Genomic DNA, 14,901 nt, shown 5'->3' with positions numbered 1-14,901 from the left:
CCTAGATATGAATGCCGCCGGCGACTTCGATCCGCTGACCGTTGACCCAGCCGAACGCGTCGGAGAGCAGGGCCGCGATCACCGGCCCGACATCTTCGGGCACACCGGCGCGGCCGAGTGCGGTGTGCGAGGCGATGGCCTTGTTCACCTCGGCATTGTCGCGAACGATGCCGCTGCTGAAATCGGTGGCGATCGGGCCGGGCGCGACCACGTTGGCGCTGATCCGGCGCGGCCCGAGCTCCACCGCCATGTAGCGGGTCAGCGCTTCCACGGCCGCCTTGATCGGCCCGTAGCCGACGCGGTTGGGCGCTGCGAAGCGGGCCAGGCCCGAGGAGATGTTCACAATGCGGCCGCCATCATTCATGAGCGGCAGCAGTTTTTGCGTCAGGAACAACACGCCCTTGAAATGGACGTGATAGAGCGCGTCCATCTCTGCTTCGGTGATTGCCGTCAGGCCGGCACTGGATGATGTCCCGGCGTTATTGACGAGGTAATCGAACCGATCGGCGCCCAGGCTGGCAAGCGCGTTCTTCAGATGCGCGATGAAGCCGTCGAACGCGGCGACGTTGCCGATGTCGAGCTGCAGGGCGATCGCGGGGGCACCGGCATCTGCGGCAAGGGCCAGCACCTTCTCGGCTGCTGCACGATTGGAGTTGTAGGTGAAGATGGTGCGAACGCCGCGACCGGCGAGGCGAACAACCGTGTCACGGCCGATGCCGCGGCTGCCGCCTGTGACGATTGCGATCTTACTATCTGACATGGCTTGGCTTTCCATCGATTTCGCCTGCTTCGGGTGAAGCGTGGTGAAGCGATCATGACTGCCGAAAGCCGCCCGACGGAATGCCCGAACTGTGCTGTTTCTTGCCTATTCTTGCTCCGCTCCTTATCTGTGCCCGCGGTTCCGCCTGACAGGAGCGATCGTATTGGACCAATTGGCAGAGGCGCTGCTGCGCTACACCGAGAAGCAGCCCGGCAAGAGTCCCTACATGACTCCGATCCTGGCCATCCTGCGCTCGGACCATCCGAACCCGCCCGCCCACATGATCTCCAGACCGGCGATGTGCATCGTGGCGCAAGGCGCCAAATGGGCGACATTCGGTGACCAGAAACTCGAATACCGGGCCGGACAGGCGCTGGTGGTCGGCGTCGAGACGCCATCGATTGGGCGCGTTGTCGAGGCAAGTCCTGGCACGCCCTGCCTCGTCCTGGCCTTCGAGCTGGACCTCGCGATCATCAGGAGCGTGGCGGAGGGATTGGACGCACCGCCTCAGCTGACCGGTGAACCCGGCTGTGGCGTGTTCGTGACCGACTTCCAGGGACCGTTGGCGGATTGCGCGCTGCGCCTGGTCCGCCTGCTCGATACGCCGCAGGCGATCCCGACCCTGTATCCCGTCATCATGCGCGAGATCTGCTACTGGCTGCTGACCGGTCCGCACGGGGGCGATATCGCCAGGCTGACGCTGATCAATAGCCCCTCGCAGCGGGTGATCAGCGCGGTGCACAGCCTGCGCGGTCGCTTCAGGGATACTGTTCGGATCGAAGAGCTGGCCGCGGTTGCACAGCTCAGTCCGTCAGCCTTCCATCGGCAGTTCAAGGCGCTGACCTCATTGACGCCGCTGCAATATCAAAAGCAGCTTCGCCTGCTGGAGGCACGCCGGCTGATGGTCTCACGCGGCGTCAATGTCGAGACGGCCTGTTTCGAGGTCGGCTATGAAAGTCCCTCGCAGTTCAGCCGCGAATATGCCCGCATGTTCGGCGCGCCGCCGAAGCGCGATGTGACGCGAACGCAGATTCGGATACAGGACGAGCGCGCGGGGGCGCAGGCGTCCATATAAGGTAGGTCGTCATTACGAGGAGCGTGAGCGACGACGTGTCCGCCATAGCCCACGGGCCTATGGTGGGAAGTAATCCAGCATTTTTCTTGGGAGTCGGGAGTGCTTCGCTTCGCTCGCAATGACGGTCAGGGAGGAAACCGTGATTGACCACATCTCCGTCGGCGTCAGCGACCTCGATCGTGCCGCGCGCTTCTATGAAGCGACGCTGGCGCCGCTCGGACTTGCGCGCCTTGTCATGCGTCCTGCGACGGTCGGCTTCGGCAAGGCTTATCCGGAATTCTGGATCAATCTCCGCGCCGGCATGCCGCGCGTCGCCGCCGGGAGCGGCGTGCATATCTGCCTGCGCGCCAAGACGACGGCGGAGGTCGACGCGTTTCATGCTGCCGCGCTCGAAGCCGGCGGAAGCTCGGACGGCGCGCCGCGGCTGCGACCGCACGACCGCGTGCGCTATTACGCAGCCTTCATTCTCGATCCCGATGGCAACCGGATCGAGGCCGTCACGTTTCCGTCCGAGTAGGGCAAATCCCTCAGAGCCGCTTGGCAATCTCCGGCTCCATCTGGGTGGCTTCCTTCGCCACCCGCGCGGCCGCCGCCTGCAGGCGCGGCAAAATGTCCTCGACGCGCTCGGCCTTCAAGAGGTCGATGGAAAAGCCCGGACGAATGAACTCGGTCTCGCGCATATGTGCGAGCAGCGCAAACAACGGTTCCCAGAACCCATCGATATCGGCGAGCAGAATCGGCTTCTGATGGCGGCCGAGCTGCTTCCAGGTCAGCTGCTCCACCAGCTCTTCGAGCGTGCCGACGCCGCCGGGCATCGCCACGAACGCATCCGAGTGCTCGAACATCAGCCGCTTGCGCTCGTGCATGTCGGGGGTGATGATGAGATCCTTGAGCGGCATCATCACTTCCTTCTTGACCAGGAAGTCCGGGATGATCCCGGTGACGTTGCCGCCGTGCTCGAGCACGGAGCTGGCAACCGCGCCCATCATGCCGACCGAACCGCCGCCATAGACCAGCCGGACGTCGTTCTCGGCGAAGATCCGACCGAGCGTTTTTGCGGATTGGATGAAGCTGGGATTGGTGCCTGGGCCGGAGCCGCAGTAGACACAAACGGTGCGGATTTCGCTCATTTTATGGGTTTGGCATCGCAGCATAAAGGCGTCAAGACAGGAGATACGGCAGGTGATTCGCGCTTGCGTCGGCTGAAGCAAAGTCTATCAGCAAACGCAGTCGGCACATGCCGTGCAAATACTGCGCCGCCGCAAGAGATTCGCTCTGGCCGAGGGTGCAGGCGTCGACGAGACGCTCTATATGACGGCAGGAAACACGTTGCATCACAACACCCTACGGCTCCCGCTGTTCCAGGATTCTGATGGCTCCTCCTGACCTGTCCCCGCATACCGGCTCCGCGCCGCCGCCGGCGCGCGCCGCCTTGGAGCCGACTCTGGAGCGAGGCACCCTTGCCGGAACTCTCAGGCATTTGTGGCCTTACATCTGGCCGAGCGATCGGGCCGATCTGAAGCGGCGCGTGGGCTGGTCGGTCGTGCTGTTGCTTGCGGCAAAGCTTGCCACGTTGTCGGTCCCGTTCACCTTCAAATGGGCGACCGATGCGCTGACCGGCGCTCACACTGCGCCGATTGCGCCCGCGAACTGGATGCTGTGGCTGGTCGCCTCGCCGCTGCTCATGACCACGAGCTATGGCGCCGTGCGCATCCTGATGGCGGTGCTGACGCAATGGCGTGACGGTATTTTTGCCCGCGTGGCGATGCACGCGGTGCGCAAGCTCGCGACCATCACCTTCGTCCACATGCACGAATTGTCGCTGCGCTTCCATCTGGAGCGCAAGACCGGCGGCCTGACGCGGGTGCTGGAGCGCGGCCGCAACGCGATCGAGACCATCGTCCGGATGGTCATCCTGCAGCTGATCCCGACCATCGTCGAGGTCTCGCTGCTGAGCGCCGTCCTGCTCTGGCAATTCGATTGGCGCTACGTGCTCGCGACCCTGGCGATGGTCGCGGCCTATCTGTACTACACCTATATCGCAACCGAATGGCGCATCGAGATCCGGCGCCGGATGAACGATTCCGATACCGAGGCGAACACCAAGGCCATCGACTCGCTGTTGAACTACGAGACGGTGAAGTATTTCGGCGCCGAGGCCCGCGAGGCCGAGCGCTACGACCGCTCGATGGAGCGCTACGAGCGCGCGAGCGTGAAGACCTACACGTCGCTCGCCGTCCTCAATGCCGGGCAGGCCGTCATTTTCACGCTCGGCCTCACCGCCGCGATGCTGATGTGCGCCTATGGCGTGCGCGCGGGCCACAACACGGTCGGCGATTTCGTGCTGATCAACAGCATGTTCATCCAGCTGTACCAGCCGCTCAACTTCATGGGTATGGTCTATCGCGAGATCAAGCAGGCGATCATCGACATCGAGATGATGTTCGGGGTGCTGTCGCGCGATCCGGAGGTGAAGGACGTGCCCGGCGCCAAGCCGCTGGTGGTGACGTCAGGCCATATCCGGTTCGAAGATGTGCGTTTCTCTTATGAGCCGGAGCGGCCGATCCTGAAAGGTCTGAGCTTCGAGGTGCCGGCCGGCAAGACGGTCGCGATCGTCGGCCCGTCCGGTGCCGGCAAATCGACCATCTCCCGGCTGCTGTTCCGGCTCTATGATCTTTCGGGAGGACGCATCCTGATTGATGGCCAGGATATCCGCCAAGTCACCCAGACCTCGCTGCGCGACAAGATCGGCATGGTGCCGCAGGATACCGTGCTGTTCAACGACACCATTCGCTACAATATCCGCTACGGCAGGTGGGATGCCACCGATGCCGAGGTTGAAGAGGCGGCGCGGCTGGCGCAGATCGACGGCTTCATCCGAATGGCGCCGAAGGGCTATCAGACCCAGGTCGGCGAGCGCGGCCTGAAACTCTCGGGCGGCGAGAAGCAGCGGGTCGCGATTGCGCGCACGGTGCTCAAGGCGCCGCCGATCCTGGTGCTGGACGAAGCCACCTCGGCGCTCGACAGCCATACCGAACACGAGATCCAGGAGGCGCTCGAACGGGTGTCGCGCAATCGGACCTCCCTCGTCATCGCGCATAGGCTTTCGACCATCGTTGCGGCCGACGAGATCATCGTGATCGATCAGGGGCGCATCGCCGAGCGGGGCACCCATGGCGAGCTTCTCGCCCAGGGCGGCCTCTATGCCAGCATGTGGAATCGCCAGCGCGAGGCAGAAGCGGCCCGTGAACGGCTCGCGCAAATGGATGACGACAACGTCGCGCCCGACCTCCGGCCGCCTGCGCTGGATGACCCGGTCGCAACGGCGGCCGAATAATCAGCGGTCTTCCAAATGATTCATTTTGACCTTCTTTGTCTGCATCAATAGGTGCAGACGGAGGACAACAGCCAGCGAAACAGGCCATGTCGATCAGCAATTCCATTCGTGCCCAGATTCCGCCGATCCATCCCGAAGGCTATCCGTTCATCGGTGGCTTCGCGCTGGTCAGTCTGATCCTGTTCTGGATCTGGACGCCGCTCGGCTGGATCGCCACCGTGCTCACCGTCTGGTGCGCGCTGTTCTTCCGCGATCCGATCCGGGTCACGCCGCAGCGCGACGGCCTCGTGGTGTCGCCGGCTGACGGGCGCATCTCGATGATCACGCACGCGCTGCCCCCGGCCGAGCTTGGGCTCGGCGACCAGCCCTTGCCGCGGATCTCAATCTTCATGAGCGTGTTCAACGTACACGTGAACCGCAGCCCGGTGGCGGGCCGGATCGACCGCATCGCCTATCGCCCCGGCGCCTTCATCAACGCCGAGCTCGACAAGGCGAGCGAGGACAATGAGCGCAACTCGCTCTTGATCAGCACTGCGCATGGGCGCATCGGCGTGGTGCAGATCGCGGGGTTGGTGGCGCGCCGGATCGTCTCCTTCGTCCGCGAGGGGCAGACCATCGGGGCCGGCGAGCGCTTCGGCCTGATCCGCTTCGGCTCGCGGCTGGACGTCTATCTGCCCGAAGGCACAACCGCCTTGGTGTCGGAAGGCCAGACCGCAATCGCCGGCGAGACCATTCTGGCCGATTTCAACGAGGTGAACCCCGGGCTCAGCTTCCGGACCGCTTGAACTTATCAGGCGTGGGAACGACGCATTAAGAATGAGTTCAACGGGGCAGGGCGGCGATAGCGCCGAGAAGACCCAGGGTTTATATGACGGTGTCATGATGACCTTCGATCCGAATTCGCCTGAAATGCGCCGCCGCCGGTTTCGGCCGATCCCGGTGCGGATGCTCGTGCCCAATATGATCACGCTGCTCGCGATCTGTGCGGGCCTCACGGCCATCCGGCTGTCGACAGAAGGGCGGATGGAGCTGGCGGTGGCCGCGATCGTCTTTGCGGCCGCCCTCGACGGCATCGATGGCCGGGTGGCGCGCCTGATCAAGGGACAGTCGAAATTCGGAGCCGAGCTCGACAGCTTGGCCGACTTCGTCAATTTCGGCGTGGCGCCCGGACTGATGCTGTATTTCTGGCAGCTCAACGAGCTGCGCGACAGCGGCTGGATTGCCGCCATGGTTTTTGCAATCAGCATGAGCCTGCGGCTGGCGCGTTTCAACGCCACCTTGGACGATCCGAACAAGCCGCCATTCGCAGCGAATTTCTTTACCGGCGTGCCGGCGCCGGCGGGCGCGATCACCGTGTTGCTCCCGATCTATCTCGCTTTCCTCGGGATACCGAAGCCGCCGGCGCCCCTGACCGCCGTCTACACGCTGCTGGTTGCGTTCCTGATGGTGTCGCGGCTGCCGGTGTTCTCGGGCAAAACCATCCGGATGCGGGTGCCGCCCGAATTCGTGCTGGTGGTCTTTGTTGCGGTCGTGTTCTTCGTGGCGCTGCTGGTGGTCTATCCCTGGCAGATCCTGTCGGCGGGCTCGATCCTCTATCTCCTGAGCCTGCCTTTGGGCTGGCGGTCCTATCGCAACCAGGCGGCTCGGCACTCGGCGGCGGTCGGCACTGCCGCGGCGGCGAGTCCGGCAGTCCCTGCCGCGACCTTCCAGGCGCCGGTCGGACGCGCTGCCGAGGACGAGCATCCACCGGAGCGGCTGCACTGATGTGGGGGGCGCTTATGCGCCCCCGTCACTTTGCCCTCGCGCTGGCGTCGTCTATACCGGCTCAAAGGGCGGCCTCGAACGGTCGTCCGCCAGCCCGGAGAAACGCCCGTGACCAGTCCTGCCGCCCCGCTTGATCCTTCCATTCTCGAATCGCTGGCGCGCTACGACACGCCGACGATCTGCAACGCGATGGAGGTCATCGCCCCCGAGCGGCGGCTGATCGGCTTCACCACCAAGCCGCTGGTCTGCCCGTTTCCCCAGCTGCCGCCGATGGTCGGTTATGCCCGCACCGTGACGATCCGCTCGGTGTTGAAATCAAGTCTGCCGGCGGACGAACAGGCCAAGCGCCGCATCGACTACTATGAATATGTCGGCACCGGCTTCGGCCCGCGCATCAGCGTGATCCAGGACATCGACGGGCCGGACGTCGGCTATGGCGCGTTCTGGGGCGAGGTGCAGAGCAACGTCCATAAGGCGCTCGGCTGCCTCGGCGTCATCACCGATGGCTCGATCCGCGACGTACCGCAATGGGCGCCGGGCTTCCAGGCCCTGGCAGGTTCGATCGGGCCGTCGCATGCCTGGGTCCATGCCGAGAGCTTTGGCGGCGAGGTCCGCGTCGCCGGCATGACCGTGCGCTCCGACGATCTGATTCATGCCGATAGCCACGGCGCGATCGTGATTCCCTACGAGCTTGCGGGAAAGCTTCCCGAGGCCGCCGAACTGTGCGGCCGCCGCGAGCAGCCGATCCTGGAGATCGCGCGCTCCAAGGACTTCTCGCTGGAGAAGCTCAAGGACGCGCTGAGGCGCTCGGCGGAAATCCACTAACCGCCCACCAAGCGCTGATTGTGAGACGGAGGCCGCGGCATCGTCCGCGGCCCGCGCCGGCGGTGGCCCGGCACCAGGCCGCGTGCCGATGGTTAACCGCCAGTCGGATTTCGAGAGAATTTTAGCGATCGCGCTTTACCTGAAAGCTAGGCGTCCTCGCTATGGCATGTCGTCAGGGTGATGACATGCTCGGATCTGCTGCCAAATCGAGACTGATGGGACGGCTGGACGCCGCCGTCGAACGCGTCATGCGGCTGGCCGGCCGCTTCGGCAGCGCCTTGTTTGGGCTTGCCGCGATCGGCCTGGTCTGGACCGGCATCCTCACCAACATCGCGGAAGATCATGCGCGCACGCAAGGATCTGCGCTGCGCAGCGGCGCCAACCTGACGCGTGCCTTTGAAGAGCAGATCATCCGCTCCATTCGCGCGGCCGACCAGACCTTGCTCTATGTCCGGGATTCCTACGCCCGGGATCCGCAGAATTTCGACATGTCGCTCTGGGTCAAGAACAGCCAGTTCCTGACCGATTTCTCGTTTCAGGTCGTCGTCATCGGCGCTGACGGCATCATGCTGGCCAGCAACATCGATCCGACGATGAAGGGCCTCGATCTGCATGACCGCGAGCATTTCCGCGTGCATGCCGAGGGCACCGACGACGTCCTGTTCATCAGCAAGCCGATCTTCGGGCGCGTCTCGAACAAATGGTCGATCCAGCTCACGCGCCGCATCAACCTTCCGAATGGAGCGTTCGGTGGCGTGGTCGTGGTCTCGCTCGATCCGGAATATCTCACCAGCCTCTACCGCTCGGTGGAGATCGGCCAGAAGGGCATCGTCACGCTGGTCGGCCTCGACGGCATCGTGCGCGCGCGCGGAGGCTATGGGCCGAATGCCGTCGGCGCATCTCTGGTCGGAAATCCCGTCTTCAACGGTCTGCTGCATCAGCAGAGCGGCTCCTATGCCGGACGCAGCCAGATCGACGGCATCCCGCGGATCTACAGCTATCGCAGGGTCCGAGACTATCCGCTGGGCGTGATTGTCGGCCAGGCCTCCGACGAGGTGTTTGCCGCATTCGCTGCCGATCGCGATCGCGATCTCATGACGGGCGCGCTGTTGACGATGATCATCGCCATTATCACGATCCTCATCGTCCGCTACCAGTCGGGGCTGGCGAAGTCGCGCGATGCGGCGGAAGCCGGCACGCGGGCCCGCTCCGAGTTTCTGGCGATGATGAGCCACGAGATCCGGACCCCGATGAACGGCGTGATCGGGCTCGCCGACCTGTTGCTCTCGGCCGAGCTCGCGCCCGAGCAGCGCAAGATCGCGACGACGTTGCGCGAGTCGGCGGACTACCTTCTGCAGCTGCTCAACGACGTGCTCGACTTCTCCAAGCTCGATGCGGACAGGCTCGAGATCGAGCACATCGAATTCGAGCTGCGCCGCTCCGTCACCACCACGACCGACCTGTTGATGTCGCGCGCGCGGGAAAAGGGTCTGCAGCTCGTCACCAGCATTGCGCCCGATGTCCCTGATATCGTGATCGGCGATCCCGCACGGCTTCGCCAGGTGCTGTTCAACCTGGTCGGCAACGCGATCAAGTTCACGGAGAGCGGCAGCGTCAGCGTGGACCTGCGTGCCGAGCCAGCGGGCGACGGACAAGCGAATCTGATCATCTCGGTCAAGGATACCGGGGTGGGCATTCCCACTGAGGCGATCGGGCAATTGTTCAAGCAATTCTCCCAGGTCGACAACTCCATCTCGCGCCGCTTCGGCGGCACCGGGCTCGGACTTGCGATCTGCAAGCGTCTGGTCACCTGCATGGGCGGCGAGATCTCCGTCCAGAGCAAGGTCGGCCAAGGAAGCACATTCACGTTTTCCGTGCGCGTGCAGCTGCGGCCCGCCGATGAGTCCGTCCCGCTCGATCCGGCTCCAGCCGCGGCGAACGAGCCTGCCGCGGTCGCCGCCAGCGCCGCGCTTGCGCCGCTCAACATCCTCATTGCCGAGGACAACCTGACCAATCAGTTCGTGATCAAGAAACTGCTCGACAAGCTCGGCCACAATTATGAGATCGTCGAGAATGGCGTCCAGGCGGTCGCGGCCGTCCAGAAGCAGAGCTACGACCTGATCCTGATGGACATGATGATGCCCGAGATGGACGGGCTGACCGCGACACGAATGATCCGTCAGCTGCCGCCGCCCGCCCGCGATCTGTACATCGTCGCCTTGACCGCGAATGCGGCCAGCCAGGATCAGCTGGCCTGTACGGAGGCGGGAATGAACGACTTCGTGACCAAGCCGGTCACGCGTGATCGGTTGAGTGCTGCGCTGCTTCGCTCGACCGCGGCCCCACAACGGAAACAAGAAAGGCTGGTGGCATGAGCGACGGCGTGCAGATCGATCAGGCGGTCTATCAGGTGCTTTGCTCGGAGCTCGGCGACGAAGATGCCGCTGAAGTCCTGCGCACCTTTCTCTCCGATACGTCCGGCAAGTTTGCGGGTCTCGAGGGGAAAATCGGGAACCCTGCGGAGATGACGCGCGAGGCGCATTCGATCAAGAGCTCGGCTGCGACGTTCGGCTTCCTGACCCTGTCCGAGCTCGCCCGGGCGCTTGAGTTTGGTGCGGCAAGCCTGGAGCAGGCGGAGATCGTGCTGCTCGTGCAGAGGATGCGGCAAGCCTTTGCCGAAACGCGCCATTTTGCCGAGACGCGGCTGCTGAGCAGCGCAGCCGCCTGAGGGGCAATGCTGCGGTCGGCGCTTCCGTATTTACCGTTTGTTATGCCTACCAAAATCGGTAACCCGTCCTTAATGGCGCATACGTAGGGTTTCGCTCACGCGGTTCCGCACGACCGCGTCCAGCATGGTGCGCGTACGCGGGTGGAGTAAGCTCATGGATATTATGACGGGCGCGGGGCTCGTGGCGGGCATGATCGTCATCGCGACGATGATGCTGCTCGGCGGCGATCTTGGGATGTTCGTCAGCGAGCACGCCGTCATCATCATCTTCGGCGGCTCGTTCTCGGCCACCATGATCCGCTTCCCCCTCAACGCAATCGTCCATGGCGTTCCGCTCGGCATCAAATACGCTTTCACCATGAGCCGGCTCTCTGCGCGCGAGCTGGTGGACGAGCTGGCCCGCATCGCCGAGATCGCCCGCAAGCAGGGCCCGGTCGGGCTGGAAAAGGTGGAGACCGACGAGCCGTTCCTGGCCAAGGGCATCCGTTACGTCGCCGACGGTTACGATCTCGAATTCATCCGCGACAATCTCGAGCGCGATCGCGACAATTTCCTGATGCATCTGGACGAAGGCAGCAAGATCTATCGCGCGGTCGGCGACTGCGCGCCGGCCTTCGGCATGGTCGGCACCCTGATCGGCATGGTGCAGATGTTCGCCAACATGACCGACCCGTCCAAGCTCGGTCCCTTCATGGCCACCGCGCTGCTCGCCACCCTTTACGGGGCGCTGGTGGCGAACCTGTTCTGTCTGCCGATCGCCGACAAGCTGCACGGCAAGCTGCTCGACGAGGAGACCAACCGCACCCTGATCATCGACGGCATCCTGATGATCCGGGATTCCAAGAGCCCGGCACTGGTGCGGGAAATGCTGCTGGCCTACCTGCCGGAGAAGCATCGTCATGCGGAAGGCGAGCCGGTGCCGGCCTAAGTCGGCCGCAGGCGCTGCAATCCCCGGGGGCTTGAAGGATGGCGAAGAAAAAGCGCGGCGATGCACATGGCGGCGGTCACGGCTGGTTCGTGACCTTCGCCGACCTGATGGGGCTTCTGGTCAGCTTCTTCGTGATGCTGGTCGCCTTTTCCACCATGGACAACGCCAAGCTGAAGATCGTCGCAGGCTCCATGCGCGACGCCTTCGGCGTGCAGACCGAATCGCGCTACTCCGGCATCGTGGAATCCGACGGCCTGCCGACCCGTCCGCGCCTGAAGAACGCCGCGCACATTTCGCCCGAGGAAACCTCGCGTGAACCGAGCCCCGAGCAGGAAGAGCGCAGTTTCACCAACGGCGCGAAGCTCAAGGTCGACCGCCAGTTCGCGCTTGCCGCGGCATCCTTGCGTCAGGCGCTGCAGGACATGCCGGAGATGACGGAAATCTCCAAGCACATCATGTTCGAGGAGACCAAGCAGGGATTGAACCTGGAGATCGTCGACCAGGACGGCCGCTCGATGTTCGCCGATGGCTCCAAAGTTCCCTATGAACGCACCCGCCGCCTGATCGAGAAGCTCGCCGCTCCGCTGAAGGCGACACCGTTGCGCGTCCAGATCACCGGCCACACCGCGGCCGGGTTCGTGCCTGACCGCAGCGATTATGGTGCGTTCGATCTGTCGGCCGACCGCGCCAACGCGGTTCGCCAGATCCTGGAGCGGGAAGGATTCCCGGCCAGCCACATCTACGCGGTGTCCGGCAAGGCCGACACCCAGCCCCTGTTCCCGGACGATCCCTCGCTGGCGGCCAACCGCCGGGTCACCATCACCCTTATGCGCGAGGACCCCCCGCTGCCGCCGGACTTGAAGCCTTGACCAGGCTGTCCTAGTTACTGGCCGAGCAACCGCGACGGAAAAGTCCGTCGCGCGTCGGTTGGCGAGCCGCTGACGGCAGGTTGGAAGGCGCGCAGCAGGGAAATCGGCACCATAGATCGAAAGTTTATGCGTTTTTGCATGGCCCTGGCCAAATTTAGGGCTAGGCTATGCAGCAGGCGCAGGGCTATAAGCCCCGCGCATTGCAAATGGTGCCGTGAAGCATTTTGAGGCCCCAGTTCTCATGACCAGTAACGTCGCAGCCACGCCCGCGGAGACGCCGGCGACCAATGGGCATGGCAGCGCCCATTCGACGGCCAGTTACGCCGCGCTCACGCTCGGCAGCATCGGCGTCGTCTATGGCGATATCGGCACCAGCCCTCTCTACGCTCTGCGCGAGGCGGTGATGGCCGCGAGCAGCGGCGGAGAAGCGGCACCGCACGCGGTGCTTGGCGTGATTTCGCTGATCCTGTGGGCGCTCATCGTGGTTGTGACGCTCAAATATGTGGTCATTCTGCTGCGTGCGGATAACCACGGGGAGGGCGGCACGCTCGCCCTGATGGCGCTGGCGCAGCGCGGCGTCACCAAGGGCGCCGGCGTCATCGTCCTGCTCGGCATCATCAGCGGCGCCTTGTTCTACGGCGACGCGGTGATCACGCCCGCTTTGTCGGTGTTGTCGGCGGTCGAAGGTATCAAGCTGGTCACCTCGTCGCTCGACCCTTACGTCGTGCCCGTCACGCTTCTGATCCTGGTGCTGCTGTTCGCGGTGCAGGCGCGCGGCACCGCGAAGGTCGCGGCCTTTTTCGGGCCTGTCATGCTGATCTGGTTCCTGGTGATCGGGATCGCGGCTGTCCCGCCGATCCTGCGCCAGCCGGAGGTGCTGTGGGCGATCAATCCGTATCTCGCCGTGTCGTTCATGCTCCATCACGGCCTGATCGGCTTTGTCACGCTGGGCGCCGTCTTCCTGGCGGTGACCGGCGCTGAAGCCCTGTATGCCGATCTCGGCCATTTCGGCAAAAAGCCGATCCAGACCGCCTGGCTGTTCATCGTGCTGCCGTCGCTGGCGCTGAACTATCTGGGGCAGGGCGCCTTGGTGATCGGCGATCCCAAGGCGGTCGAGAACCCATTCTTCCTGATGTTTCCGGACTGGGCGCTGATCCCGATGGTTGGACTTGCAACGGTCGCGACCGTGATCGCAAGCCAGGCGGTGATCACCGGGGCCTATTCGCTGACGCGTCAGGCGATCCAGCTTGGGCTGTTGCCGCGCTTCGAGATCCGCCACACCTCGGAAGCGCATTCCGGTCAGATCTACATTCCCCGCATCAACAAGCTGCTGCTGGGTTCGGTGGTGCTGCTGGTGCTGATGTTCAAATCGTCCAGCGCACTGGCCTCGGCTTACGGCATCTCCGTCACCGGCACGATGGTGGTGACTGCGATGATGGGTTTTGTCGTGGTGTGGAAGGTCTGGAAGTGGGCGCCGATTGCGGCGGCGGCGCTGATCGTCCCCTTCCTGTTCCTCGACCTGACCTTCCTGGCCGCCAACCTGCTCAAGGTATTCGAGGGCGGCTGGGTGCCGCTGGCGCTCGGCGGCTTCGTGATGACGCTGATGTACACGTGGCGGCGCGGCAGCCGGCTCTTGTTCGAGAAATCTCGCAAGCTGGAATTCCCGCTCGCCGACCTCGTGGCCATGCTGGAAAAGCGCCCGCCGCAGCGCGTCCCTGGCACCGCGGTCTTCCTGACCAGCGATCCGCTGAGCGCGCCGACCGCGCTGATGCACAGTCTGAAGCACTACAAGGTGCTGCACGAGAAGAACGTGATCCTGACCATCGAGACTGCGACGACGCCGCGCATCGACCCGTCCGAGCGCGTGCGGCTCGAGCAGGTCAGCCCGACCTTCACCAAGGTGACTTTGCGCTTCGGCTTCATGGAATCGCCGAACGTGCCGCGAGCGCTGGCGATCGCCCGCAAGCTCGGCTGGCAATTCGACATCATGTCGACGTCGTTCTTCCTGTCCCGCCGAGCCCTCAAACCGGCGGCGCATTCCGGCATGCCGCGCTGGCAGGATCATCTGTTCATCGCGTTAAGCCGCACCGCCAACGATGCGACCGACTATTTCCAGATCCCGAGCGGGCGCGTCGTCGAGGTCGGCACCCAGGTGACGGTCTAAGCGGCAGGTTCGGGCGAGGCGCGTGTCAGGCCTGTCGCCACGACGCTTGATTTTCACCTCGTCTGGAGTGAGGTTGCAGAGAGCAGGGGGCTGGCATCGCCCCCGCGAAGGGTTGGAGGACAGGCGTGGCAGTGGTGCATGATTTGACGCCGCAGGAGGTGGCGAAGGGGATCGCGGAAGGCCATTATCTTCTGGTCGACGTGCGTGAGCCGAATGAAGTTGCTGCGGAAGCCTATCCGGATGGAATTGTCGTCTCCCTGTCGACCTTCGATCCGAAAGCCATTCCCGACCCGGCCGGAAAACAGGTCGTGTTCGCCTGCCGCTCCGGCAAGCGCTCGGTGACGGCTTCGCTCGCCGCACAGTCGGCCGGCCTGCCCTACGACAAGCATCTGGCAGGCGGCATGCTCGGCTGGAAGGCCGCCGGCCTGCCCACCAAGACCGGCGGTTAAGC

At 64.0% G+C, this 14,901-nt stretch carries 14 protein-coding genes; 12 read left to right on the top strand and 2 right to left on the bottom strand.

Features of this window, described 5'->3' with window-relative positions; all coding sequences use genetic code 11:
- Position 1: 1 nt before the first annotated feature.
- Entirely contained in the window at positions 2-760 is a 759-nt protein-coding gene (locus tag ACQR1W_RS04525; protein WP_434849660.1) for an SDR family NAD(P)-dependent oxidoreductase, read from the bottom strand.
- 163 nt (positions 761-923) lie between these two features.
- Here ACQR1W_RS04525 and ACQR1W_RS04520 point away from each other — a divergent pair, with 163 nt between their 5' ends.
- Positions 924-1,835 (top strand): AraC family transcriptional regulator, encoded by a 912-nt coding sequence (locus ACQR1W_RS04520; RefSeq protein WP_434849659.1) that lies wholly within the window; start codon positions 924-926, stop codon positions 1,833-1,835.
- A 139-nt stretch (positions 1,836-1,974) separates the two neighbouring features.
- On the top strand, positions 1,975-2,352 hold the full coding sequence (locus tag ACQR1W_RS04515; protein ID WP_434849658.1) for a VOC family protein: 378 nt from the start codon (positions 1,975-1,977) through the stop codon (positions 2,350-2,352).
- Between the two features lie 10 nt (positions 2,353-2,362).
- On the opposite strand, the gene ACQR1W_RS04510 is transcribed toward ACQR1W_RS04515, so the two are convergent.
- Positions 2,363-2,965 (bottom strand): TIGR00730 family Rossman fold protein, encoded by a 603-nt coding sequence (locus ACQR1W_RS04510; RefSeq protein ID WP_008968685.1) that lies wholly within the window; start codon positions 2,963-2,965, stop codon positions 2,363-2,365.
- Between the two features lie 242 nt (positions 2,966-3,207).
- Here ACQR1W_RS04510 and ACQR1W_RS04505 point away from each other — a divergent pair, with 242 nt between their 5' ends.
- The 10 genes from ACQR1W_RS04505 (at position 3,208) to ACQR1W_RS04460 (ending at position 14,899) form a co-directional block, all read left to right on the top strand.
- Positions 3,208-5,172, top strand: a complete 1,965-nt coding sequence (locus ACQR1W_RS04505) for an ABCB family ABC transporter ATP-binding protein/permease (RefSeq protein ID WP_434849657.1) — start codon at positions 3,208-3,210, stop codon at positions 5,170-5,172.
- An 86-nt stretch (positions 5,173-5,258) separates the two neighbouring features.
- Positions 5,259-5,957: a phosphatidylserine decarboxylase gene (locus tag ACQR1W_RS04500; RefSeq protein WP_434849656.1), complete on the top strand. Its 699-nt coding sequence runs from the start codon at positions 5,259-5,261 to the stop codon at positions 5,955-5,957.
- Between the two features lie 97 nt (positions 5,958-6,054).
- On the top strand, positions 6,055-6,936 hold the full coding sequence (locus ACQR1W_RS04495; RefSeq protein WP_434849729.1) for a CDP-alcohol phosphatidyltransferase family protein: 882 nt from the start codon (positions 6,055-6,057) through the stop codon (positions 6,934-6,936).
- 108 nt (positions 6,937-7,044) lie between these two features.
- Positions 7,045-7,761 (top strand): RraA family protein, encoded by a 717-nt coding sequence (locus ACQR1W_RS04490; protein WP_434849655.1) that lies wholly within the window; start codon positions 7,045-7,047, stop codon positions 7,759-7,761.
- Between the two features lie 185 nt (positions 7,762-7,946).
- The gene (locus ACQR1W_RS04485; RefSeq protein ID WP_434849654.1) at positions 7,947-10,136 is read left to right on the top strand and encodes an ATP-binding protein; all 2,190 of its coding nucleotides are present in this window, start codon (positions 7,947-7,949) and stop codon (positions 10,134-10,136) included.
- Positions 10,133-10,489 (top strand): Hpt domain-containing protein, encoded by a 357-nt coding sequence (locus ACQR1W_RS04480; RefSeq protein ID WP_008968692.1) that lies wholly within the window; start codon positions 10,133-10,135, stop codon positions 10,487-10,489. The genes ACQR1W_RS04485 and ACQR1W_RS04480 overlap by 4 nt, the downstream gene beginning before the upstream one ends.
- Positions 10,490-10,643: 154 nt before the next feature.
- Positions 10,644-11,417: a motility protein A gene (locus tag ACQR1W_RS04475; protein WP_008968693.1), complete on the top strand. Its 774-nt coding sequence runs from the start codon at positions 10,644-10,646 to the stop codon at positions 11,415-11,417.
- A gap of 38 nt (positions 11,418-11,455) precedes the next feature.
- Positions 11,456-12,286 (top strand): flagellar motor protein MotB, encoded by an 831-nt coding sequence (locus ACQR1W_RS04470; protein WP_434849653.1) that lies wholly within the window; start codon positions 11,456-11,458, stop codon positions 12,284-12,286.
- Positions 12,287-12,527: 241 nt separating this feature from the next.
- The gene (locus tag ACQR1W_RS04465; RefSeq protein WP_008968696.1) at positions 12,528-14,450 is read left to right on the top strand and encodes a potassium transporter Kup; all 1,923 of its coding nucleotides are present in this window, start codon (positions 12,528-12,530) and stop codon (positions 14,448-14,450) included.
- Between the two features lie 125 nt (positions 14,451-14,575).
- Positions 14,576-14,899: a rhodanese-like domain-containing protein gene (locus ACQR1W_RS04460; protein ID WP_008968697.1), complete on the top strand. Its 324-nt coding sequence runs from the start codon at positions 14,576-14,578 to the stop codon at positions 14,897-14,899.
- Positions 14,900-14,901: the final 2 nt, after the last annotated feature.

Source organism: Bradyrhizobium sp. HKCCYLS1011 (genome assembly GCF_051167795.1).
Taxonomy (GTDB): Bacteria; Pseudomonadota; Alphaproteobacteria; order Rhizobiales; family Xanthobacteraceae; genus Bradyrhizobium.
This window is presented reverse-complemented; position numbering and strand designations above follow the sequence as displayed.

Excerpts from the sequence above, each read along its gene's own strand:
- ACQR1W_RS04525 (WP_434849660.1), bottom strand. The coding sequence starts at position 760 with ATGTCAGATAGTAAGATCGCAATCGTCACAGGCGGCAGCCGCGGCATC.
- ACQR1W_RS04510 (WP_008968685.1), bottom strand. The coding sequence starts at position 2,965 with ATGAGCGAAATCCGCACCGTTTGTGTCTACTGCGGCTCCGGCCCAGGC.
- ACQR1W_RS04505 (WP_434849657.1), top strand. The coding sequence starts at position 3,208 with ATGGCTCCTCCTGACCTGTCCCCGCATACCGGCTCCGCGCCGCCGCCG.
- ACQR1W_RS04500 (WP_434849656.1), top strand. The coding sequence starts at position 5,259 with ATGTCGATCAGCAATTCCATTCGTGCCCAGATTCCGCCGATCCATCCC.
- ACQR1W_RS04495 (WP_434849729.1), top strand. The coding sequence starts at position 6,055 with ATGACCTTCGATCCGAATTCGCCTGAAATGCGCCGCCGCCGGTTTCGG.
- ACQR1W_RS04485 (WP_434849654.1), top strand. The coding sequence starts at position 7,947 with ATGCTCGGATCTGCTGCCAAATCGAGACTGATGGGACGGCTGGACGCC.
- ACQR1W_RS04480 (WP_008968692.1), top strand. The coding sequence starts at position 10,133 with ATGAGCGACGGCGTGCAGATCGATCAGGCGGTCTATCAGGTGCTTTGC.
- ACQR1W_RS04475 (WP_008968693.1), top strand. The coding sequence starts at position 10,644 with ATGGATATTATGACGGGCGCGGGGCTCGTGGCGGGCATGATCGTCATC.
- ACQR1W_RS04470 (WP_434849653.1), top strand. The coding sequence starts at position 11,456 with ATGGCGAAGAAAAAGCGCGGCGATGCACATGGCGGCGGTCACGGCTGG.
- ACQR1W_RS04465 (WP_008968696.1), top strand. The coding sequence starts at position 12,528 with ATGACCAGTAACGTCGCAGCCACGCCCGCGGAGACGCCGGCGACCAAT.